Below are 21,905 nucleotides of genomic sequence, written 5' to 3'. Positions count from 1 at the left end.
GGTGTCCCCACGACTGGGACAGGGCAGGCCCGGACAGGGCGGGCCCGAGCAGGACGAGCCTGGCGAGAGGCCGGAGGGACGCGCCGGGTGGGTCGGGACGGCCGCAGCCGGCCCCCTGGGCCGGCTCCTGACGGCCCTTCGGGCCTTCGCGCGGCCGGCGCATCTGGCCGCGCTGACGGTGCTGCTGGTCTGCGTGCCGCTGGGCGACCAGGACGTGACCGCCGCGGTGCACGTCACTCCGGCGGACGTCGGCTCGCTCGTGCTGGTGGCGGTCACCCTGCCGCTCGCGCTCTGGCGGCGCACCCGCACGCCCAGGACCGGCGCGGCCCTCTCGCCCACCACCGCCCTGCTCTTCGCCGGGGTGCTGGTCGCCGTCGGCGTGGCGACCGCGGCCTCGATGGACCCGCAGCAGAGCCTCTCCGGCTTCGTCCGATTCGTGCAGATCTTCGTCATCGTGCCCTCGGCCGTGCTGTACGCCGTGCGCGACCGGCGCGACCTGCGGATGCTGCTGGCGGCGTTCGCGGCGGCCGCGCTGCTGGAGGGCACGGTCGGCGTCTACCAGTACGTCACCGGCACCGGCGCCTCCTTCGCGGGCGGCTCGCAGCGGGCGGTCGGCACCTTCGGGGCCCAGGACGTGATGGCGATGTCCGTCGTCGTCAGCTTCGGCCTGCTGGCCTCGCTGGGCCTGGCCCTGGAGGCGCGCAGGGAGCGGCGGACCGGGGCGATGCGCGGGTGGGCGCTGGCGACCGCGGCCCTGGCCGCGCCGCTGGCGCTCTCGTTCAGCCGGGGCAGCTGGATCGCCACCGCCGTCGCCGCCACCGTCGTGCTGCTGCTGACCGACGTGCGGCTGCTGCTGCGGGTCGGGGTGGTGCTCGCCGCCGTCGGCGTGGTGGCGCTGGGCGGGCTGACGGCGGCCGGGACGGTCGGCGCGGGAGCGGGCTCGGGCGGCGAGGGATCGGTGACCGCCCGGCTGACCAGCATCGGCTCGGTCACCGGCGCGGCGGACCACTCCGTCACCGACCGCTACGACCTGTGGACCACCGCCGGAAGGATCTGGCGCGAGCATCCGCTCACGGGGGTCGGACCCAAGGAGTTCCCCGTCTACCGCGACGCCCACGCGCCGCTGCGGCTCTCCTCCGGCAGCGACACGGCCGGTGCGGGCGCGGGCTTCTCGCGCGAACCGCTGCTCTCGCCGCACAACATGTACATGTTGGTGCTGAGCGAGCAGGGCCTGCTCGGCCTCACCGCCTTCGCCACGCTGCTGCTCGGTACCGCCCTCGGCGCGTGGCGGACACCGGTCGTGGTCGGGCTGCTGGTCTGGCAGACGGTGGACTTCCTCTACGCCGACATCGGCGGCACGACGACGGTGCTGATCTCCGTGGTGCTCGGCCTGTGCGCCAGCGCGCTCGCGCGCACCGGGCTGCTGACGATCCCGGCCCCGCGTACGGAGTCGTCCCGGCGGGAGGCCTCCGCGCTGTGACTCTGGCCACCGAGAACGTCCCACCCCGGAGGGAGGCGCCCGCCGTCTCTTCCGGAGCCGCCGCATCGGCCGCGCCCGCCCATGGCTTCGTCGCCAAGGCCTTCGGGGTCACCGCGCTGTTCAGCGCGGGCGGTTCGGTCCTCGGGCTGGTGCGCGACCTGCTGCTGGCCCGCTTCTACGGCGCGGGCTCGGCGACCGACGCCTTCCTGGTCTCCTGGACCGTCCCCGAGACCGCAGCCCCGCTGCTGATCGAGGACGGGATGGCCTTCCTGACCGTCCCCGCCTTCAGCGCGGCTCTCGCGGCCCGCGGACGTGCGGACCGGGAGCCGGAGGGGCCGGACGACCCGGTCCGGGCGCTGGTCGCGGCCACGCTGCCGCCGCTCGCGCTCGGGCTGGCCCTGCTGGCGGCGCTGACCGCGCTGGGTGCACCGCTGCTGGTGCGTCTGCTGGCGCCAGGACTCGCCGACCCTCAGCTCGCCGTCGTCTGCACCCGGCTGACCGCCGTCACCGTGCTGCCCTTCGGCCTCACCGGCTACTTCAGCGCCGGTCTGCGCGCGCACCACCGTTTCACCGGGCCGGGGGCCGTCTACATCGCCTACAACTCCGGGATCCTCGGCGTGATGCTGCTGCTGCACGGCAGCCTGGGCGTGCGGGCGGCGGCCGGGGGAGTGGCGTTGGGCAGCCTGCTGATGACCGCGGTGCTGCTGCCGCCGTTCGCCCGCCACGTCACCGGGCTGAAGGACACTCGACCGACCGTGCGTCAGGCCGGGCGCCAGCGCGGCCGGGCCGGAGCTCCGGTGCTCAGTCCGGTGGCGCTGCTGCCGGTCGTGCTGTTCACGCTGACCCGGCAGGCGCAGGTCTTCGTCGAGCGCTTCATCGGCTCCAGCCTTCCGCCGGGCACCATCTCGCACCTCAACTACGCCGAGAAGGTCGCCCAGAACGTGATGATCATCGGGATCCTGGTCTGCACGGTGACCTTCCCGCTGATCGCCAGGGCGCTCGCCGAGGGCGACACCAGGGGCGCGCGCCTGCGCGTCGAGAAGGATCTCGGCTTCGTGGGCGCGGTGGTGCTGGCCGGGACGGTCGTGCTGTTCGCCTGCGCCCCGCAGCTGGTGGCGGTCCTTTTCCAGCGCGGCGAGTTCACCGGCGCCGACACCGCGGCCACGGCCCAGTTGATGCGCGTCTACTGCCTCGGCCTGCTGGCCCAGGGGCTGGTCGGCGCCCTGATCAGGCCCTTCCTCGCCGCCCGGCCCGCGGTCGGCTTCGGCCGGGACGGCGCGGCCAGGCCGCTGGACCGGACCGACTGGTACCCGATCGGCGCCATGGGGCTGGGACTGCTGGTGACCGTGGTCGTCGCGGCGGGCAGCACGCCCTTCGTCGGCGCCCTGGGCCTGGCGGCGGGGAACGCGGTCGGCATCAGCGTGACCGCGATGCTGCTGCTGCTCGCACTCCGCACCCGCGGCATCCCGGTCCGGGTCCGTGCGGTCCTCGGCGGTCAGGCCCAGCTGCTGCTCGCCGCGACCGGCGCGGCCGTCCCGGCCTGGCTGGCGGCGGGCATCCCCGGGATCGACGCGATCGGGCCGTTGCCGTCGCTGCTCGCGGGCACGGCCGCCGGACTCCTCTCCTTCCTCGCCCTGGCCGGAGCGCTGCGCGCGCCAGGAGTGAGCGACGTGCTCGCCGGACTGCACGGCCGCCTGGCCGCCCGGTCGGCCGTCATCAGTCAGCGCGGCGCAACGAACGAACAGGCGACGGGAGAAGCCGATGGCTGCTGAACCGCTCCAGGGTGAGCGCAGTGCGCCGGGCGAGTTGGTCAGACTCACGCAGCAGGCGACGCCGGACGGAGCAGCGGACACGGCGGCCCAGGCCGGGCCGCCCGACGTGGCCCACGCGGCCCGTCCGGACGGGACGTTCACCGGCAGGGCGCCGTGGACGCTGATGTACCACTCGGTCGACGTCGAACCGGACGACCCGTACCTGGTGACGGTGAGCCCCCAGCGCTTCGCCCGGCAGATGGAGTGGCTGCGCCGGACCGGCAGGCGCGGGGTCTCCATGCGCGAACTGCTGCTCGCCCACGAGCGCGGCAGCGCCGCCGGACTGGTCGGGCTGACCTTCGACGACGGCTATGCGGACTTCCCCCGGGAGGTGCTGCCGGTGCTGCTGCGCCACGGCTTCAACGCGACCGCCTACATCGTGGCCGGCCGGATGGGCGGCCACAACGCCTGGGACGCCGACGGACCGCGCAAGCCGCTGCTGACCATCGCCCAGGTGCGCCAACTGGCCTCCGCCGGGGTCGAGATCGGCTCGCACTCGCTCAGCCACCGGCGGATGGTCGGCCTGTCCGAGGAGGATCTGGCCCTGGAGACCAGGCGCAGCAAGGAACTGCTGGAAGCGGTGGTCGACGCGCCGGTGACCGGCTTCTGCTACCCCTACGGGGCCCTGGACGCCGCGGCCGAGGCGGCCGTCGGCGGGTCCGGATACGACTACGGCGTGGGCATCGCCCACCCGGCCACGCCCAGCCGCTGGGCGCTGCCGCGCTGCTACGTCGGCGAGCGCGACGGTGGACTGCGCCTGCGGGCCAAGCGCCTCCGGCACACGCTGCGGGGGTGGAGATCGTGAACCCGCCCGTGCCGCCCGGCGGGTCCGAGCCGCCGGTCCGGGCCACCGGGTCGCGGCAGACCCGGCTCCGGGTGCTGCACGTCGTCACCGGTCTGCACGCGGGTGGCGCCGAACAGCAACTGCGGCTGCTGCTGCGGCATCTGCCCACCTCGGTGGAGTGCGAGGTCGTCGCGCTGTGCGAGGCGGGCGCGGTGGCCGAGGGGCTGCGGGCGGACGGCGTGCGGGTGCACGAGCTCGGCATGCGCGGCAACAGGGACCTGGCCGCGCTGCCGCGGCTGGTCAGGCTGATCCGCGCCGGGCGCTACGACCTGGTGCACTGTCACCTCTACCGGGCCTGCGTCTACGGCAGGATCGCGGCCAGGCTCGCCGGGGTGCGGGCCGTGGTCGCGACCGAGCACTCGCTCCAGCCCGGCGTGCTGGAGGGCCGGCGCACCGGGCCGGGCGTGCGGCGGCTCTACCTGGCCACCGAGCGGCTCGGCCGGGCGACGATCGCCGTCTCCGAGGCGGTCGCCGCCCAGCTGCGCGGCTGGGGCGTGCCCGCCGAGCGGATCAGGGTGGTGCCCAACGGCATCGAGCCCGCCGCCTACCGGGCGCCCACCCGGCCGCGGAGGGAGTTGGGCCTGGCCGGGCTGCCCGAGGACGCCTTCGTGGTCGGCGCGGTCGGCCGCCTGGTGCCCGGCAAGCGGTTCGACGTCCTCGTCGACGCCCTCGCCCTGCCGCCGCTCGCCACTCCGGCCGTCCCGGGGGGCCCGCCCCACCTGCTGATCGTCGGCGCAGGACCCGAGCGGGCGGCGCTGGAGGCGCGGGCGCGCGAGCGCGGCGTGTCGGAGCGCGTGCACTTCACCGGGGAGAGGGAGGACGTCCCCGCCCTGCTGGGCGCGATGGACGTGCTGGCCGCCCCGTCGGCCGGGGAGACCTTCGGACTGGCCCTGATCGAGGGCCTGGCCTCAGGACTGCCGGTGCTCTGGTCGTCCGGACCGGCCCTGGCGGAGCTTCCGACGAGGGAGCTGCGGGCCCTGGCCCGGCGCGGCACCGCCAGGACCGCGCCGGAGCCCGAGGCCTACGCCGCCGCCCTGGCCGCGCTGGCGGCCGGCGACGACAGCCTCCCCGCCGACCCGCTGCCCTTCCCGGCCCGTTACGACATCGCCAGGATCGCCCCGCGCGTCGCCTCGATCTACGCGGAACTGACCCAGCCGTCACCGCCCGTCGTGACCGAACTGTCCCGACGTCAACGCGCGGCACACCCGAAGGAGATGACCCGTGCCCGATAGCGAGAAGCAGAGCGCGCCCGCACACGCAGCACCCGCGGCCCCCTCGTCCGCGTCGGCGGAACGGCGCAGCACCGTCCTGCGGGCGGCCCTGCGCAAGTGGTGGCCGCTGCTGGTGGCGGTGCCCGCGGGCGCCGTGGCGGGCGGCGGCTACGCCCTCGTGGCCACGCCGCAGTACCAGGCGGACGCCTACGTGATGGTGGTGGCCGACCAGGGCGCGGACAGCGCGACCGCGGTCAGCTTCGCCCAGGCGTACGGCCGGGTCGTGGCGCAGCCGGAGATCCTGGCCGCCGCGGCGGCCGAGACCGGCGTCCCGGTCAGGGAGCTGACCGCGCAGGTCCAGGCGCAGACCTCGCCGGACGCGCCGATGATCCAGATCACCGGAACCGCGACCGGCGCCGGGGCGGCGGCGAGGGAGGCCAACGCGGTGGCCCGCTCGCTGGTCGCCTTCGGCAACGCGACGACGAAGCAGACGCATGTGCGGATGATGGCCTTCGCCCAGGCCGCCGCGCCGGCCACGGCGTCCACCCCCTCCCGCAGCCTCGACGTCGCCGTCGGCGGAGCGGCGGGCGTGCTGCTCGGCAGCCTCGCCCTGCTGGCCCGGCCGGGCGCCGGCGGCACCGGTCGCACCGCGCGCGAGCGCGAGGAGCCGGCCGGCCGCGAGCGCGCCGACGGTGCGCCCCTGCCCGAGCAGCAGCGCGAGAAGGCCGGGGCGGGCGCATGACCACGGTCGTCCGGTCCGAGGCGTCCGGCGCGGCCGGGGCGCCCCCGGCCGTGGAGACGGTGGTGCTGCGCGACGAGCGTGCCCTGGACGTCCTCGCGGAGGAGTGGGACGAGCTCCAGGAGCACAGCCCGGGGGCGACGCCCTTCCAGTGCCACGCCTGGCTCTCCTCCTGGTGGCACAGCTACGGGCGGCCGGGCCGGCTGCGGCTGGTGACGGTCCGTCGGGACGGGAGGCTGATCGCGCTCGCCCCGCTGTACCGGGACGGCGTGGCCCTGCGCCCGCTCGGCGCGGAGCTGACCGACTTCCACGACGTGCTGCTCGACGCCGACCACCTGGACGAGGCCGCCGCCGCGCTCGCCGCCGCGCTGGCCGAGGAGCTGCGTGCGCCCTTCTCCCGGCTCGACCTCGGCGAGGTCCGCGCGGACGCGGCGGTCCACCGGCTGGCCCCGCACTGGCCGCGCGCGCGGCGGCAGCTGCCCGCGTCGCTGGTCCAGCACCTGCCCGGGGTCCCGATGGAGGAGCTGCTGACGCGACTGCCGGGCCGGACCGCGCAGCGCACCAAGGTGAAGCTCCGCAAGCTCGCCGCGGCGGGCGTCGAGGTGCGCAGCGTGCCGCCGTGGGAGGCGCCCGAGGCCGTCGACCGGATGCTCGCGCTGCACGCCCTGCAGTGGCGCGAGCGCGGCGCGACGCCCGAGCACATGCGCGAACGCTTCGCCAGGCACCTGCGCGCGGCGGCCACCGGCATGGCCGCGAGCGGGCGGGCCACGCTGCGGGAGTACCGGCTCGACGGACGGCTGATCGCCTGCGACCTGATGCTGCAGAGCCACGCCATGGCCGCGCTCTACGTCTACGGCGTGCACCCCGAGGCACGGGAGCGGGTCGACATCGCCGGGATGCTGTTCGGCGAGTCGCTCGCCCAGGCCGTCCGCACCGGCTGCGCGGAGCTGAGCCTGCTGCGCGGCGACGAGCCGTACAAGCAGCGCTGGCGCCCGGACCCGACGCGCAACGAGCGGCTGCTGCTCGGCTCGACGACGGCGGTGGTCCCGGTGGCGGCGGCCGCGCGGGCCACGGCCCGCGCCAAGGCCTTCGCCCGGACCCGCCTGCCGTGGCTCAGGTCGGTGCGCTCCAGGCTCCGCGTCCTGGCCCAGGGCCGGGCCGCGTCCGGTGCGGATTCCGGGTCGCGGACTGCCTAGGCTGCTGCCTCATGACGATCGCACGCTCTGTCCCGCTGTTCCTGCTCGCCGCCGTCCTGGAGATCGGCGGGGCGTGGCTGGTGTGGCAGGGCGTGCGTGAGCACCGCGGCTGGGCCTGGATCGGCGCGGGGGTCATCGCCCTCGGCGCGTACGGCTTCGTCGCCACCCTCCAGCCCGACTCCCACTTCGGCCGCATCCTGGCCGCCTACGGCGGCGTCTTCGTGGCCGGCTCCCTGGCCTGGGGCATGGTCTTCGACCACTACCGCCCCGACCGCTTCGACGTCATCGGCGCCCTGGTCTGCCTCGTCGGCGTCGGCCTCATCATGTACGCCCCCCGCGGGCGGTAGCCCCCGGCCGGGACGGATCCGCAGGCCCCCGAGCGACCCACCTGCCGCGGGACGGGCCGCGACGCGGCCTCCGCGCCCCTGGCTCCGCGCCGGGCGGACGGCGCCCTCCCACCTCGTCGTCCCGCCCGTCCGGGCGCCGAGCAGCCCTGTGTTCCGGATCGCGGGGGGCGCTCGGCCGCCGGGGCCGGGCAGCGTGCGACACGGACACGCGCCGTGGTCGTGCTGTCACGCTGTGAGTGGCCCCAGCGCTTACGGTGACGTGCATGCGTTCCGCCGTCAAAGCCCTGTCGGCCCTGCTGGTCGTGGGGCTTGCGCTGCTGGGCGCGGCAGCGAGGGAGCATCGGCCGGCGCCGTTCGGTGACACCGTCGCGGCGTCGTCCGACCCGCGGGCGCGGGCCGTCGCCGCGGACGCGCTGCGGACCGGGCCCGGGGGCGAGGTGCAGGCGTACGACCGGCGCAGCGGGCTGGCCGCGTGGAGCTACCGCAGGGCCGGCGTCCTGCCGCGCCGGCTGGTGCCGGTGGCCGGCACCACCGTCGCGGTCTGGGACGACGGCATGCTGACCGGGATGCTGCCGGAGCCGGCGGCCGTCCGCTGGCACCGGTTCCTGCCGGGGGTGCAAGCCAGGACGCCGCTGCTGCTGGTGCCGCTGGGCGCGGGAGAAACGTTCCTGGTGATGACCTCCGAGCTGGTGATGACCTACAACACGGGCGACGGCACCATCCGCACCTCGACGCTGCCGCCGCCCGGCTGCTCCTACGCCGCGTCCGGTCTCGACGCGCCGGTGCACCTCGGCGGCTGGGTGGTGGTCCAGCGCGTCTGCGCCGACGGCGACGGCGACCGGTTGGAGGGTTTCAGTCCCGACGGCCGCCGCTGGCAGCGCCCGGGGACGGCGCTCCGGCTGGCCGCGGCGGGGGACGGGGTCGGCCTGCTGGCCGTGCCCGCGCGCGAGCCGGACCCCCTGGATCCGGCCACCGGGCATTCCGTCGCAGAACGCGTTTGCACGGCCCGTTAGAATTGCTTGAATCCTGCAGCATGGCCCCCCTCCGGTCGGTCGTGTCGGCATCCAGCACGTACGGCACGTACCGTTCCGGGAGTAGCTTCGCCATGATCGCCGCCAATGACATCGAACTGCGCGCGGGCGCGCGCATCCTGATCGAGTCGGCGAGCTTCCGCGTCGCCGCCGGGGACCGCATCGGCCTGGTCGGCCGCAACGGCGCGGGCAAGACGACGCTCACCAAGGTCCTCGCGGGCGAGGGCCAGCCGGCCGGCGGCACGGTCACCCGCAGCGGCGAGATCGGCTACCTCCCGCAGGACCCGCGCACCGGCGACCTCGACGTGCTCGCCAGGGATCGCATCCTCTCCGCCCGTGGCCTCGACGAGGTGCTGCGCAAGATGCGCATCAACGAGGAGAAGATGGCCAACGGCAAGGGGGCGACCCGCGAGCAGGCCATGAAGAAGTACTCCAACCTGGAGACCACCTTCCTCACCAAGGGCGGCTACGCCGCCGAGGCCGAGGCCGCGACGATCGCCGCCAGCCTGGGCCTGCCGGACCGGGTCCTCGGGCAGCCGCTGCACACCCTCTCCGGCGGTCAGCGCCGCCGTGTCGAGCTCGCCCGCATTCTCTTCTCCGACTCGGACACGCTGCTGCTGGACGAGCCGACCAACCACCTCGACGCCGACTCGATCCTGTGGCTGCGCGACTACCTGAAGTCTTACAAGGGCGGCTTCATCGTCATCTCGCACGACATCAACCTGGTCGACGAGGTCGTCAACAAGGTCTTCTACCTGGACGCCAACCGCACCTGCATCGACGTCTACAACATGGGCTGGCGGCTCTACCTCCAGCAGCGCGAGGCCGACGAGAAGCGCCGCAAGCGCGAGCGCGCGAACGCCGAGAAGAAGGCCTCGCAGCTCAACGCCCAGGCCGACAAGATGCGTGCCAAGGCGACCAAGACCGTGGCCGCGCAGAACATGGCCCGCCGCGCAGAGAAGCTGCTCTCCGGCCTGGAGGCGGTCCGCCAGAACGACCGCGTCGCCCGGCTGCGCTTCCCCGAGCCGGCCCCCTGCGGCAAGACCCCCCTGACGGCGGAGGGCCTGTCGAAGTCCTACGGCTCGCTGGAGATCTTCACCGACGTCGACCTGGCCATCGACAAGGGCTCGCGCGTCGTCGTGCTGGGCCTCAACGGCGCGGGCAAGACCACGCTGCTGCGGATGCTGGCGGGCGTCGAGGAGCCGGACACCGGCTCGGTCGTCCCCGGCCACGGGCTGAAGATCGGCTACTACGCCCAGGAGCACGAGACCCTGGACGCGGACCGGACGATCCTGGAGAACATGCGCTCGGCCGCGCCGGACATGGACCTGGTGGAGGTCCGCAAGATCCTCGGATCCTTCCTCTTCACCGGCGACGACGTCGACAAGCCCGCCGGGGTCCTCTCCGGCGGCGAGAAGACCCGGCTGGCGCTGGCCACCCTGGTCGTCTCCAGCGCGAACGTGCTGCTGCTGGACGAGCCGACCAACAACCTCGACCCGGCCAGCCGCGAGGAGATCCTCGGCGCGCTGCGGTCCTTCGCCGGTGCGGTGGTCCTGGTCACCCACGACGAGGGGGCCGTCACGGCCCTCCAGCCCGAGCGGATCATTCTGCTTCCGGACGGCGTCGAGGACCTGTGGAACGAGGGATACGCGGATCTCGTGACGCTGGCGTGAAATATCAGTAGCAAAGCCCGTCGTCGGAACTGTTGGACTAGGCGGGGGATCATGCATCTGGACCAGAAGAGTTCATATCGCGTGGCGCTTCGTCCTGCCCTGGTGACCGGCTGGATTCTCCGGATTCCGGATTCCGTCGCATTGCTCAATTACCGCTGCTGATCAGCATTTTCGCGAGAACGGCAGTCCCTTGCCGGGGGCGTGCGGCCAGGTGGCGCACGCTCCCCGTGTGCGCGGCAGCACCACTTCATCCCGGGATTCCCGGTATCGACCTTGTCGAATGGGTGGCCATGGAGCCCCCCATGGGTGATCATGGGATTCCGACAGAGCACTGCTACGAGGAGGCACGGGTGGCCGAGACTCTGAAAAAGGGCAGCCGGGTGACTGGTGCCGCACGGGAGAAGCTCGCGACCGAGCTCAAGAAGAAGTACGACTCCGGTGCGAGTATCCGCGCGCTGGCGGAGGAGACGGGTCGTTCCTACGGCTTCGTTCACCGCATGCTCAGCGAGTCCGGAGTTTCCCTGCGCGGCCGTGGCGGAGCCACTCGCGGCAAGGCCAAGGCCGTCGCCGCAACCGGTTCCTGACACACCACCTGCTCTTGACGACACGGCGGTCCGGGTCACCTCCCCCCGACCGTCGTTCGTCGCGTCCGGGCACGTCCGGCCCCGCTCCGGCCCGTGTCTGGCCCTGGCGGTGCGGTGAGGTTACTCTTCGGTAGCTAAGTTCTGCGATCGCCGGAGGTACCTGTGACTGCCAATGCCGACAACGCCGCCGAATGGGCCGAGGCCGGAGTCAGCCTGGAGGTGGCGGGCGAGCTCGCCACGGTGACGCTCTGCCGCCCCGAGCGGCGCAACGCGCAGTCGCCCGCGATGTGGCGCGCCCTCGCGGCGATCGGCCGTGAGCTGCCTGGCGCGGTCAGGGTCGTGCTGCTGCGCGCCGACGGCGTCTCCTTCTCCGCCGGCCTGAACCGGCAGGCGTTCACCCTGGAGGGCATCCCCGGCGAGCGTTCCTTCGTCGACCTGGCCAAGAGCGAGGACGCGGACGAGGTCATCGCCGAGTACCAGGAGGGCTTCCTCTGGTGGCGCCGCCCCGACCTGGTCAGCATCGCCGCTGTCCAGGGCCACGCCGTCGGCGCCGGGTTCCAGCTGGCGCTGGCCTGTGACCTGCGGGTCGTGGCCGAGGACGTCCAGTTCGCGATGAAGGAGACCGCGCTGGGCCTGGTCCCCGACCTGACCGGCACCAAGCCGCTGGTCGACCTGGTCGGCCCGGCCCGCGCCCTGGAGATCTGCGGCACCGGCCGCTGGGTCGGCGCGGAGGAGTCCGCCCGCCTCGGCCTGGCCAACCTGGTCGTCCCCGCCGCGGAGCTCGACGCGGCCGCATCCGACCTGGCCGCCGCCCTGCTGGCGTCGCCGCGCAACGCCCTGATCGAAACGAAGGCCCTGCTCCAGGGCGCGTCCGCACGCACCCTCGAGGAGCAGCGCGCCACCGAGCGCGCGGCCCAGCTGCGCCGCCTGAAGGACCTCGCGGGCGTCGGGGAGTAGCCGCGCCGAACTCCGGTGCGCTGCCGGCGCGGTCCGGTCCGGGCGTCGGTTCGGCCGACCCGGACCGGCCGCCCGCAGGCCGCCCCGCCTCACGCTCTCCATGCAGGGCTTTTCCGCGGCTCATCCGCTGCGGCTCCGCGCAGAATCACGCCTCGGCCCCTGTCGACAGCCTCCGAGCCGCGATCTCCACACCGAACCCGCTCGCTGTCCGGGAGGGCATGCATTTCTTCGTCTATCCGGTTCTGCGCCCTGACCGGTTAGACGAAAAAATGCATGCGGCTCCCGGAGGTCCGGCCTACAGGCCGTGCAGCGCGCCGCCGTCCACCGGGATCATCACGCCGGTGAGGTACGACGCCGCGGGCGACAGCAGGAACGCCGCGACCCTGCCGAACTCCTCCGCCAGGCCGTAGCGGCGCAGCGGGATCGCCGCCTCCGCGGCGGCCCGCGCCGCGTCCGGGTCCTTTGCCAGGGAGTCCAGGTGGCGGACACGTTCCGTCTCGATCCTGGCCGGCAGCAGGCCGAAGACCCGGATGCCCTCCGGGCCCAGCTCGTTCGCCAGCGTCTTGGCCGCCATCGCCAGCCCGGGCCGCAGGCCGTTCGAGACCGCCAGACCGGCGATCGGCTCGCGCGCGGAGCCCGACAGCACGAAGCCGATCGCACCGCCCTCCCCCAGCACGTCCGCCGCCGCGCGGGCGATCCGCAGCGCGCCGAGGAAGACCGACTCGAACGCCTCCCGCCACGCCGACTCCGGCGTGCCCAGCGCGGTGCCGGCGGCCGGGCCGCCGACACTGATCAGGACGCCGTCCAGACGGCCGAAGCGCTCCAGCGCGGCGCCGACCAGTCGCGCGGCCGTGTCCGGCGCGGCGTTGTCGGCGACCACGCCCTCCGCGCGCTCCGGGCCGCCCAGCGCGTCCACGGCCTCGGCCACCGACTCCTTCGCGCGGCCGGTGACCACCACCCGCGCCCCGTCGGAGACCAGCTCCTTCGCCGCGGCGAGGCCCAGGCCGCGGGTGGCGGCGGTGACGACGTAGACGCGGCCGTCCAGTCCCAGATCCATCGGTTCGGCCTCAGCCTTCTGCTCGTGCGAGCTGGAACGCGGTGTTCACCAGGGCGACGTGGGTGAACGCCTGGGGGGTGTTGCCGAGCTGGCGGCCGCTGTGCGGATCCCACTCCTCCGAGATCAGGCCGAGGTCGTTCGCCAGGGCGGAGACCCGGTCGAAGAGGGCCCGCGCCTCCTCGCTCCTTCCGATCGCGAGCAGCGCGTCGGCCAGCCAGTACGAGCAGGCCAGGAACGCGCCCTCGGTGCCGGCCAGGCCGTCGACCGCGTCGGTGGCGTCCGCCGCGTCCGGTGTGGAGTAGCGGCGCACGAAGCCGTTGTGGTCCAGCTCGCGCTGGATCGCCTCGACGGTGGCCACGACCCGCACGTCCTCCGGCGGCAGGAAGCCGGTCTTCACCACGAACAGCGCCGAGGCGTCCAGCGCGGCTCCGCCGTAGTACTGGGTGAAGACGCCGGTCCTCGGGTCCACGCCGCGGGCGCAGACGTCGGCGTGGATCAGGTCCCGCAGTTCGCGCCAGCGCTCCGTGGGGCCGGGCATCCCGGTGTCGTCCGCGAGCTTGACCGCACGGTCGAAGGCGACCCAGCACATGATCTTCGAGTGGACGAAGTGCCGGCGCGGGCCGCGCACCTCCCACAGGCCCTCGTCCGGGTCGGACCAGTGCTCCTCCAGGTACTCGAGGAACTTGCGCAGCAGACCCCAGACGTGGCGCTCTATCCGGATGCCGTGCTGGTGGGCGAGGTAGAGGGTGTCCAGGACCTCGCCGTAGACGTCCAGCTGGAGCTGGTCCACCGCGGCGTTGCCGAAGCGGACCGGCCGCGAGGCCTCGTAGCCCGGCAGCCAGTCGGCGACCGTCTCCGGCAGCCGCCGTTCGCCGCCGACCGCGTACATGGTCTGCAGGTCGGCCGGGTCCCCGGCGATCGCCCGCAGCAGCCAGCCGTGCCAGGCCTCGGCCTCCGCACGGTAGCCCGCGCCCAGCAGCGCCGAGAGCGTCATCGTCGAGTCGCGCAGCCAGCAGAAGCGGTAGTCCCAGTTCCGTGCGCCGCCGATCTGCTCGGGCAGGCCCGCCGTCGCGGCCGCGACGATGCCACCGGTCGGCTGGTAGGTCAGCGCCTTGAGGGTGATCAGCGAGCGTCGTACGGCGGCCCGGTCCCGGTCGGCCATCTGGGTCGAGCAGCGCGCGGACCAGGCCTCCCAGTCGGCCAGCGTCGCCTTGAGCGCCGCCTCGGCGTCCTGGCGCGGCGGCTGCTTGTGGTGCGAGGGGGCCCAGCTCAGCACGAAGGGCACCCGGTCGCCGGCGTGGACGGTGAACTCCGAGACCGTCGCGAAGTCCCGCCCGAAGGTGCGCACCCCCTCGCCGCAGCGCAACCACACGGCGTCGGGCCCGGCGACCGCGACGCGGTGGTGGTCGGTGCGGCGCATCCACGGGATGATCCGGGCGTAGTCGAAGCGCAGCCGCAGTTCGCCGGTCATCTTCACGTGGCCGCTGACGCCCTCCACGATCCGCATCACGTCCGGGGTGCGATCGCGCTGCGGCATGAAGTCGATCACGCGGACGGTCCCCGTCGAGGTGGTCCACTCCGTCTGCAGCACCAGGCTGTCGCCGACGTAGGAGCGGCGCGGGGCCTGACCGTCTGAGGCGGGGGCGATCCGCCAGTGGCCGTGCTCCTCGCCGCCGAGCAGTGCGGCGAAGCAGCTGGCCGAGTCGAAGCGGGGCAGGCAGAGCCAGTCGATCGAACCGTCCCTGCCCACCAGAGCGGCGGTCTGCAGGTCTCCGATGAGGGCGTAGTCCTCGATGCGTCCGGGCATGGGGCCATCCTGCCCGCACCGCCGAACGAAATCAGGCCTTTCGGGCCTGCTTCGCTTCGCGTCGGAACAGGAACCACCAGGCGACCGGGATCAGCGCGGCGAAGAGCCACCACTGGATCGCGTAGGGCAGGTGCACGCCCTTGCCGACCACGGCCATGCCGCCGTTGGAGCTGTCGTTCGGGTTCGGCACCGGTTCGGCCTGGGCTGCGGCGGGCAGCGCGGGGGAGGAGCCGGTCAGCTCCAGGTAGCCGGCCAGGACCGGCTCGGTCAGCCGCTTGGCCTGCTCCTGACTGTTGATCAGCATGAACTGCCGGTCGGGCATGCCGCCGGGGTTGCGGATGCCGGTCAGGGCGGTGGTCTCGTCGGGACGGAGCCGCCCCGTGACGGTGATCTCACCGGTGGGTGTGCTGGGCACGGCGGGGAAGGCGGTGCCGCTGGTGTTGCCGGGGGAGATCCAGCCCCGGTTGACCAGCACCGCCTTGCCGCTGTCCGTGATCAGCGGGGTCACCAGGTAGAAGCCGATGTTGTCGCCGGAGGCGTCGGTGCGGTGCCGGACCACGAACTCGTGCGCCGGATCGAAGTGGCCGCTGGCCGTCACCGTCCGGTAGGTCTCGCCCTGCGGGACCGACCCGCCGGGCCGCGACAGCGTCTCCATGGCGACGGCCCCGGCCCGCAGGTTGGCGTCGGTGACCGCGTTGCCCGCGTTGGTCTGCTGGTAGCGGTGGTACTGCCAGGAGCCCAGCCAGATCATGGCGGGGATCAGGGCGAGGAAGACCAGGGTCAGTACCAGCCAGCGCCGGGTGAGCAGGATGCGGAACACCCCATGACGGTACCTCCGCCGTCTCAGCGCTCCCCGCCCGGGGGTGCCACCCGCTGCAGCAGCTGCAGGAACGCGGCCTCGTCCACGACCGGCGTGCCGACCTCGCGGGCCTTGCGCGCCTTGGACGACCAGCCGGCCGGATCGTTGGTGACCAGCAGGCTGGTCCTGCTGCTGACCGAGCTCGCCACGTGCAGGCCGGCTTCGGTGAGCCGGTCCTCCAGCACCTCGCGCTCGGTGGCGGTGTCCCCGGTGATCGCCACCCGCATCCCCTGGACCAGCGGGCCTTCCGGCTCCCACCGACCCGGGTTCGGGTACGGGCAGGCGGGCCGCTTCCTGGCCGGGCGGTAGCCGCCCCAGCTCCCGGCGCGCCGGGTGGTCTGCGACGGGATCACGGCGTGGCTCTCCGTCCCGAGGTCGCTTATCGGCACGCAGGTGACCAGCGGCAGCCGCAGGCCCGCCTCCGCTGCCAGGTGCAGACTGGGCCGGAAGATCTCCGCCAGCACCCGGGCGTCGTCGAGGGCGTGGTGCGCCTGCCGGGTCTCGACGCCGAAGTGCGCGGCGAGGGTGCCGAGCTTGTGGTTGGGGAGCGGCAGGCCCAGATCGCGGGAGAGCACGATGGTGCACAGCCGCTGCTCGATCGGGGCCCGGTCCTCCATCCGGGCGTACTCGCGGGAGATCATCGACCAGTCGAAGAGCGCGTTGTGCGCGACCAGCACCCTGCCGTCCAGACGCCGGGTCAGCTCCCCGGCGATCTCGGGGAAGGTGGGCGACCCCTCCAGCACCTCGCTGGTGAGCCCGTGGATCCAGGTCGGACCGGGGTCCCGCTCGGGATTGACGGTCGTGTACCAGTGGTCCTGGACGGCGCCCCGGGGGTCGAGCCGGTAGACGCCCACCGAGATCACCCGGTCGCTGCGCCCGAGCCCGGTGGTCTCCACGTCGACGACGGCCCAGCCGGCGTCCGGGTACTCGCGTGGCCAGTCGTCGATGTCAGTCCCAGGAAGCACGGTGGACCACAATACGGTGAGAGGCTGACAGTGCCTGACCGCGAGAGGCGCCCGACACCCGGGGGCGCCTGACAGAGAGAGACATCCATGCGCGCCACAGTGATCCACGGTCCGAACGACATCCGCGTCGAGGAGGTTCCAGACCCGGTCGTCCGCAAGTCCACCGACGCCGTGGTCCGCACCGTCCTCGCCTGCATCTGCGGCAGCGACCTGTGGGCCTATCGCGGCGTCGCCGCGCGCGAGCCCGGGCAGCGGATCGGGCACGAGTTCCTGGGCGTGGTCGAGGCGGTCGGTGCTGACGTCCGCGACGTGAAGCCGGGCGACCTGGTGGTCGCGCCCTTCGTCTGGTCGGACGGCGTCTGCGAGTTCTGCGCCGAGGGCCTGCAGACCTCCTGCCCGCACGGCGGCTTCTGGGGCGAGCCCGGCTCCGACGGCGGCCAGGGCGAGGCGGTCAGGGTCCCCTTCGCCGACGGCACCCTGGTCAAGCTCCCCGCTGACGCGGCGTCGGATCAGCGCCTGCTGACCGCGCTCCTCGCGCTCTCCGACGTCATGTCCACCGGCCACCACGCCGCGGTCGCGGCGGGCGTGCGCCCTGGCGCGACGGTCGCCGTGGTCGGCGACGGCGCGGTCGGCCTGTGCGGCGTGCTCGCCGCGAAGCGGCTCGGCGCGGAGCGCATCATCGCCCTCGGCCGGCACGAGGCCCGCACGGCCATCGCCCGCACCTTCGGTGCGACGGACGTGGTGGCGCAGCGCGGCGACGAGGCGGTGGAGGCGGTCCGCGAGCTGACCGGCGGCGTGGGCGCGCACGCGGTCCTGGAGGCCGTCGGCACGGAGCAGTCCATGCGCACGGCGCTCTCCGTCGCGCGCGACGGCGGCGCGGTCGGCTACGTGGGCGTCCCCCACGGCGGCAGCGCGGGCGTCGACATCGGCCAGATGTTCAACCGCAACGTCGCCCTCCGCGGCGGCGTCGCCCCGGCCCGCGCCTACATCCCCGCGCTCCTCGCGGACGTCCTCAACGGCACCATCGACCCCTCCCCGGTCTTCGACGCCGAGGTCGCCCTCGACGGCGTCCCGGCCGGCTACAAGTCGATGGACGACCGCACCGCCCTCAAGGTCAAGATCAAGTTCTAGTCGCAGGAGCAGTTGCACCATCTGGGGGCGCGAGGAACTGCGCGCCTCCGGCGCGTGGGCGCGACACCTCGGAGCAGAGGGTGAGGTGCACTCTCCCAGGGGCGCGAGGCTCTGCTGATTTGCGCCTCCGGCGCGTGGGCGCGACACCTCGGAGCAGAGGGTGAGGTGCACTCTCCCAGGGGCGCGAGGCTCTGCTGATTTGCGCCTCCGGCGCGTGGGCGCGACACCTCGGAGCAGAGGGTGAGGTGCACTCTCCCAGGGGCGCGAGGCTCTGCTGATTTGCGCCTCCGGCGCGTGGGCGCGACACCTCGGAGCAGAGGGTGAGGTGCACTCTCCCAGGGGCGCGAGGCTCTGCTGATTTGCGCCTCCGGCGCGTGGGCGCGACACCTCGGAGCAGAGGTGAGGTGCACTCTCCCAGGGGCGCGAGGAACTGCGCGACAAGCCACCGATGAGCGGATGGTCCTCTCTGAACAGGGCCATCCGCACACGGTGATTGCCCGCGCAGTTCCCCGCGCCCCTGAGGCACTGCCGGGTTGCTCGCCTGCAGAGACCCCGCGCCCCCGAGGCACTGCCGGGTTGCCCGCCTGCGGAAACCCCGCGCCGGGGGCGACTAGCGGAAGGCGTCCTGCCCGGTGAGGGCCTTGCCGATGACGAGTTGGTGCATCTCGACCGTGCCCTCGTACGTCAACACCGATTCCAGGTTGTTGGCGTGACGCATGATCGGGTACTCGAAGCTGATCCCGTTCGCCCCCAGGATCGTCCGCGAGGTCCGCGCGATCTCGATCGCTTCGCGGACGTTGTTGAGCTTGCCGTAGCTGACCTGCTCGGGACGGAGCGTCCCCGCGTCCATCCGGTTGCCCAGGTGCCAGGCCAGCAGCAGGCCCTTGTTGAGCTCCAGCGACATGTCGGCGAGCTTCGCCTGGGTGAGTTGGAACCCGCCCAGGGGGCGGCCGAACTGCTCGCGGGTGATGCTGTACTCCCGCGCCGTCTCCAGGCAGCTGCGCGCAGCGCCCAGCGCGCCCCAGACGATGCCGTAGCGGGCCTGGTTCAGGCAGGACAGCGGGCCGCCCAGGCCGCGGGCCTCGGGGAAGACCGCGTCGGCGGGAAGCCGGACCTCGTCCAGGACCAGCTCCGAGGTGACCGAGGCCCGCAGCGAGCCCTTGTGCTTGATCTCCGGGGCGGAGAAGCCCGGCGTGTCCGTCGGGACGACGAAGCCCCGGATGCCGTCCTCCGTCTGCGCCCAGACCACCGCGACGCCGGCCACCGAGCCGTTGGTGATCCACATCTTGCGGCCGTTCAGCACCCAGTCGGAGCCGTCCCGCTTCGCGGTGGTCCGCATCGACGCCGGGTCCGAGCCGTGGTCAGGCTCGGTCAGGCCGAAGCAGCCGATGACCTCGCCCGCGGCCATCCGCGGCAGCCAGGTCTGCTTCTGCTCCTCCGAGCCCCAGCGGTGGATCGCGTACATCGCCAGCGAGCCCTGTACCGAGACCAGCGAGCGCAGGCCCGAGTCGGCCGCCTCCAGCTCCAGGCAGGCCAGGCCGTACTGCACCGCGGACGCGCCCGCGCAGCCGTAGCCCTCCAGGTGCATGCCGAGCGCGCCGATCGAGCCGAGCTCGCGGGCCAGCTCGCGGACGGTCGGCAGCTCGCCGGCCTCGTACCAGTCGGCGATGTGCGGAAGGACGCGGTCCGCGCACCAGTCGCGGACGGTGTCGCGGACAGCGAGATCCTCGGGGCTGAGCAGGTCGTCGATGCCGAGGGGGTCGCGGGGGTCGAGTGCGGGGCTCATGCAGATTCCTCGTCGGTGCGTGGGAGGGGAGTGGAGCGGGGCAGGGAAAGCCAGGCGCGCACGGCGTCATTGTGCTCGCCCAGGCGCGGCGGCGCGACGGGCGGGCGGACCGGAGTCGCGGTGAGTGTGAGCGGGCTGCGAACCTGCGGGACCCGGCCCGCGCCGACGTCCGCCACCGGGTCGAGGCCGAGCCCGGTGGCCAGCGCGAGCGCGCCCGCGAGGTCGTTGACCTGGCCGCAGGGGACGCCGGCCGCGGTCAGCAGGGTCTGCCACTCCGCCGCGGAGCGGCTGTCCAGCGCGGTCTCCAGCGCGGTGATCAGCGCGGGCCGGTTGCGGACCCGGGCGGCGTTGGTGGCGAAGCGGGGGTCCTCGGCGAGGGCGGGGACGCCGAGGGTCTTGGTCAGCGCGCCGAACTGGCCGTCGTTGCCGCAGGCCACGGCGAGCAGGTCGGTGCCCTCCGGGCCGCAGTGCAGGGTCTCGTAGGGGGCGATGCTCGGGTGCTGGTTGCCCATCCGGCCCGGCGGGCGGCCGGTCGCGAGGTAGCCGGAGGCCTGGTTGGCCAGCGAGCCGAGCAGGCTGGAGAGCAGGTTGACCTCGACGTGCTGGCCCTGGCCGGTGCGGTCGCGGTGCCGCAGCGCGGCGAGGATCGCGGCCACGGCGTCCTTCGCGGTGAGCACGTCGACGAGGGCGACGCCGACCTTGTGCGGCTCCCCGTCGGGATCGCCGGTGATGCTCATCAGGCCGCCCACGGCCTGGACCACGAAGTCGTAGCCGGGCAGCGCGCTGCCGGTGCCGAAGCCGGTGATCGAGCAGTAGACCAGGCCGGGATTGGCGGCCAGGGCCGTGCCGTGGTCCAGCCCGTAGCGGCCGAGGGAGCCCGGCTTGAAGTTCTCGATCAGGATGTCGGCGCGGGCGGCGAGCTCCCTGGCGAGCGCGGCGTCGTCCGGGTCGCCGAGGTCCAGGGTGACGCCCTGCTTGGAGCGGTTGGCGGCGTCGAAGTAGGCGGCGGTCCCCTCGACGAAGGGGGGTCCCCAGGCGCGGGTGTCGTCCCCGGCCCCCGGCCGTTCGACCTTGACCACGGTCGCGCCGAGGTCGGCGAGCGTCGCCGCGGCCAGCGGACCGGCCAGCACGCGGCTGAAGTCGGCCACGAGCACGCCGTCCAGGGGTGCTGCGGCGGGCGGTGGTGTGGGTGGCATGTCAGCCATGCTTGCAAGATCCAAACAGGACGAGGAAGTGGCCCCGGTGGTGAGATCGCCCACCTGGACACTCCTCAGTGTCCATGGCGGCGGCCCCTCCGCGCCGACGGCGGGCCCGGGACCTCGGTCTCCTCGGATTGTCGGAGCGGGGCACTAGTCTGGTGAGTGAGGACAGGCACAGCGGGAAGGCGGTACGTGTGACGGCGGCGGAGAACGGTCTGCTCGACACCTTCGGGCGGCGAGCCGTCGACCTGCGCGTCTCGCTGACCGACCGGTGCAATCTGCGCTGCACCTACTGCATGCCCGAGGAGGGCATGCAGTGGCTGGGCAAGGAGACGCTGCTCACCGACGAGGAGATCGTCCGCCTGGTGCGGATCGCGGTCACCGACCTCGGGGTGCGTGAGGTCAGGTTCACCGGCGGCGAGCCGCTGCTGCGCCCCGGCGTCGTGGGCATCGTCGCCGCCTGCGCCGCGCTCGCGCCGCGCCCGGAGCTGTCGCTGACCACCAACGGCATCGGCCTGGCCCGTACGGCCGCCGCGCTGAGCGACGCGGGCCTGGACCGGGTGAACGTCTCCGTCGACACCCTCGACCCGGAGACCTTCCGCACCCTCACCCGCCGCGACCGGCTCGCCGACGTGCAGGCCGGGCTCGCCGCGGCCGACGCGGCGGGCCTGCTGCCGGTCAAGCTGAACGCGGTGCTGATGCGCGGCGTCAACGACCACGAGGCGGCCGACCTGCTGGAGTGGTCGCTGGAGCGCGGCTACGAGCTCCGCTTCATCGAGCAGATGCCGCTCGACGCCCAGCACGGCTGGGACCGCGCCTCGATGATCACCGCGGAGGAGATCCTCGACCGGCTCTCCGCCCGCTTCTCGCTGACCCCCGAGCCCGACGCCCGCCGCGGTGCGGCCCCGGCCGAGCGCTGGCTGGTCGACGGCGGCCCGGCCAAGGTCGGCGTGATCGCCAGTGTCACCCGCCCGTTCTGCCGCGCCTGCGACCGCACCCGGCTCACCGCCGACGGCCAGGTCCGCAACTGCCTCTTCGCCACCGGCGAGACGGACCTGCGTGGCGCCCTGCGCGGCGGCGGCTCCGACGCGGAGATCGCGGAGCTGTGGCGCAAGGCGATGTGGGGCAAGAAGGCCGGCGCGGGCGTCGACGCCCCGGCCGGGATCGACGCGCCCGGCTTCCACCAGCCCGACCGCCCGATGTCGGCGATCGGCGGCTGACCGCCCCG

General features: G+C 73.8%; 19 protein-coding genes. 13 read left to right on the top strand and 6 right to left on the bottom strand.

Annotated features, from left to right (window positions below):
• The first annotated feature begins 1 nt into the window (after window position 1).
• The 11 genes from BS83_RS34170 to BS83_RS34120 all read left to right on the top strand — a co-directional run bounded on the left by BS83_RS34170 (window position 2) and on the right by BS83_RS34120 (window position 11,873).
• The gene (locus BS83_RS34170; RefSeq protein WP_063774283.1) at window positions 2-1,480 is read left to right on the top strand and encodes an O-antigen ligase family protein; all 1,479 of its coding nucleotides are present in this window, start codon (window positions 2-4) and stop codon (window positions 1,478-1,480) included.
• Entirely contained in the window at window positions 1,477-3,252 is a 1,776-nt protein-coding gene (gene murJ / locus BS83_RS34165; protein ID WP_051944525.1) for a murein biosynthesis integral membrane protein MurJ, read from the top strand. The genes BS83_RS34170 and murJ overlap by 4 nt, the downstream gene beginning before the upstream one ends.
• Window positions 3,242-4,096, top strand: coding sequence for a polysaccharide deacetylase family protein (locus BS83_RS34160; RefSeq protein ID WP_232248584.1), 855 nt, complete (start codon window positions 3,242-3,244; stop codon window positions 4,094-4,096). The genes murJ and BS83_RS34160 overlap by 11 nt, the downstream gene beginning before the upstream one ends.
• 8 nt (window positions 4,097-4,104) lie before the next feature.
• Window positions 4,105-5,367, top strand: a complete 1,263-nt coding sequence (locus BS83_RS34155) for a glycosyltransferase (protein ID WP_084715190.1) — start codon at window positions 4,105-4,107, stop codon at window positions 5,365-5,367.
• Window positions 5,357-6,088 carry a Wzz/FepE/Etk N-terminal domain-containing protein gene (locus BS83_RS34150; protein ID WP_051944524.1) on the top strand — a complete coding sequence of 244 codons (732 nt, stop codon included), beginning with the start codon at window positions 5,357-5,359 and terminating at the stop codon, window positions 6,086-6,088. The genes BS83_RS34155 and BS83_RS34150 overlap by 11 nt, the downstream gene beginning before the upstream one ends.
• Window positions 6,085-7,281, top strand: coding sequence for a GNAT family N-acetyltransferase (locus BS83_RS34145; protein WP_051944523.1), 1,197 nt, complete (start codon window positions 6,085-6,087; stop codon window positions 7,279-7,281). The genes BS83_RS34150 and BS83_RS34145 overlap by 4 nt, the downstream gene beginning before the upstream one ends.
• Window positions 7,282-7,292: 11 nt before the next feature.
• On the top strand, window positions 7,293-7,628 hold the full coding sequence (locus BS83_RS34140; RefSeq protein ID WP_037607251.1) for a YnfA family protein: 336 nt from the start codon (window positions 7,293-7,295) through the stop codon (window positions 7,626-7,628).
• Window positions 7,629-7,891: 263 nt separating this feature from the next.
• Window positions 7,892-8,641: a PQQ-binding-like beta-propeller repeat protein gene (locus BS83_RS42500; RefSeq protein WP_051944522.1), complete on the top strand. Its 750-nt coding sequence runs from the start codon at window positions 7,892-7,894 to the stop codon at window positions 8,639-8,641.
• 92 nt (window positions 8,642-8,733) lie between these two features.
• Entirely contained in the window at window positions 8,734-10,332 is a 1,599-nt protein-coding gene (locus tag BS83_RS34130) for an ABC-F family ATP-binding cassette domain-containing protein (RefSeq protein ID WP_037607250.1), read from the top strand.
• A gap of 350 nt (window positions 10,333-10,682) precedes the next feature.
• Entirely contained in the window at window positions 10,683-10,916 is a 234-nt protein-coding gene (locus tag BS83_RS34125) for a helix-turn-helix domain-containing protein (RefSeq protein WP_037607249.1), read from the top strand.
• Between the two features lie 162 nt (window positions 10,917-11,078).
• Window positions 11,079-11,873: an enoyl-CoA hydratase/isomerase family protein gene (locus BS83_RS34120; RefSeq protein WP_037607248.1), complete on the top strand. Its 795-nt coding sequence runs from the start codon at window positions 11,079-11,081 to the stop codon at window positions 11,871-11,873.
• 295 nt (window positions 11,874-12,168) lie between these two features.
• Here BS83_RS34120 and BS83_RS34115 read toward each other — a convergent pair whose 3' ends face one another.
• Genes BS83_RS34115 through BS83_RS34100 form a run of 4 tightly spaced genes read right to left on the bottom strand, consistent with a single transcriptional unit; the run spans window position 12,169 to window position 16,561 of the window.
• On the bottom strand, window positions 12,169-12,930 hold the full coding sequence (locus BS83_RS34115; protein ID WP_037607247.1) for an SDR family oxidoreductase: 762 nt from the start codon (window positions 12,928-12,930) through the stop codon (window positions 12,169-12,171).
• Between the two features lie 10 nt (window positions 12,931-12,940).
• Window positions 12,941-14,737, bottom strand: coding sequence for a glycoside hydrolase family 15 protein (locus tag BS83_RS34110; protein ID WP_037607246.1), 1,797 nt, complete (start codon window positions 14,735-14,737; stop codon window positions 12,941-12,943).
• 31 nt (window positions 14,738-14,768) lie between these two features.
• On the bottom strand, window positions 14,769-15,557 hold the full coding sequence (locus BS83_RS34105) for an SURF1 family cytochrome oxidase biogenesis protein (protein WP_051944521.1): 789 nt from the start codon (window positions 15,555-15,557) through the stop codon (window positions 14,769-14,771).
• 23 nt (window positions 15,558-15,580) lie between these two features.
• Window positions 15,581-16,561 carry a DEDDh family exonuclease gene (locus BS83_RS34100; protein WP_037607245.1) on the bottom strand — a complete coding sequence of 327 codons (981 nt, stop codon included), beginning with the start codon at window positions 16,559-16,561 and terminating at the stop codon, window positions 15,581-15,583.
• Window positions 16,562-16,648: 87 nt separating this feature from the next.
• On the opposite strand from BS83_RS34100, the gene BS83_RS34095 reads away from it, so the two are divergent.
• Window positions 16,649-17,692 (top strand): zinc-dependent alcohol dehydrogenase family protein, encoded by a 1,044-nt coding sequence (locus tag BS83_RS34095; RefSeq protein ID WP_037607244.1) that lies wholly within the window; start codon window positions 16,649-16,651, stop codon window positions 17,690-17,692.
• Between the two features lie 610 nt (window positions 17,693-18,302).
• Here the strand turns inward: BS83_RS34095 and BS83_RS34090 are convergent.
• Window positions 18,303-19,478, bottom strand: a complete 1,176-nt coding sequence (locus BS83_RS34090) for an acyl-CoA dehydrogenase family protein (protein ID WP_037607243.1) — start codon at window positions 19,476-19,478, stop codon at window positions 18,303-18,305.
• Window positions 19,475-20,683, bottom strand: a complete 1,209-nt coding sequence (locus BS83_RS34085) for a CaiB/BaiF CoA transferase family protein (RefSeq protein WP_198035368.1) — start codon at window positions 20,681-20,683, stop codon at window positions 19,475-19,477. The genes BS83_RS34090 and BS83_RS34085 overlap by 4 nt, the downstream gene beginning before the upstream one ends.
• A 152-nt stretch (window positions 20,684-20,835) precedes the next feature.
• Here BS83_RS34085 and moaA point away from each other — a divergent pair, with 152 nt between their 5' ends.
• Window positions 20,836-21,897, top strand: a complete 1,062-nt coding sequence (gene moaA / locus BS83_RS34080) for a GTP 3',8-cyclase MoaA (protein ID WP_408641055.1) — start codon at window positions 20,836-20,838, stop codon at window positions 21,895-21,897.
• Window positions 21,898-21,905: the final 8 nt, after the last annotated feature.

Origin of the sequence: Streptacidiphilus rugosus AM-16, assembly GCF_000744655.1 — a bacterium.
In the GTDB taxonomy this organism is placed as follows: Bacteria; Actinomycetota; Actinomycetes; order Streptomycetales; family Streptomycetaceae; genus Streptacidiphilus; species Streptacidiphilus rugosus.
This window is presented reverse-complemented; position numbering and strand designations above follow the sequence as displayed.

Coding starts and splice junctions, on each gene's coding strand:
- BS83_RS34160 (WP_232248584.1), top strand. CDS start 3,242: ATGGCTGCTGAACCGCTCCAGGGTGAGCGCAGTGCGCCGGGCGAGTTG.
- BS83_RS34145 (WP_051944523.1), top strand. CDS start 6,085: ATGACCACGGTCGTCCGGTCCGAGGCGTCCGGCGCGGCCGGGGCGCCC.
- BS83_RS34140 (WP_037607251.1), top strand. CDS start 7,293: ATGACGATCGCACGCTCTGTCCCGCTGTTCCTGCTCGCCGCCGTCCTG.
- BS83_RS42500 (WP_051944522.1), top strand. CDS start 7,892: ATGCGTTCCGCCGTCAAAGCCCTGTCGGCCCTGCTGGTCGTGGGGCTT.
- BS83_RS34130 (WP_037607250.1), top strand. CDS start 8,734: ATGATCGCCGCCAATGACATCGAACTGCGCGCGGGCGCGCGCATCCTG.
- BS83_RS34115 (WP_037607247.1), bottom strand. CDS start 12,930: ATGGATCTGGGACTGGACGGCCGCGTCTACGTCGTCACCGCCGCCACC.
- BS83_RS34110 (WP_037607246.1), bottom strand. CDS start 14,737: ATGCCCGGACGCATCGAGGACTACGCCCTCATCGGAGACCTGCAGACC.
- BS83_RS34095 (WP_037607244.1), top strand. CDS start 16,649: ATGCGCGCCACAGTGATCCACGGTCCGAACGACATCCGCGTCGAGGAG.
- BS83_RS34090 (WP_037607243.1), bottom strand. CDS start 19,478: ATGAGCCCCGCACTCGACCCCCGCGACCCCCTCGGCATCGACGACCTG.
- BS83_RS34085 (WP_198035368.1), bottom strand. CDS start 20,683: ATGGCTGACATGCCACCCACACCACCGCCCGCCGCAGCACCCCTGGAC.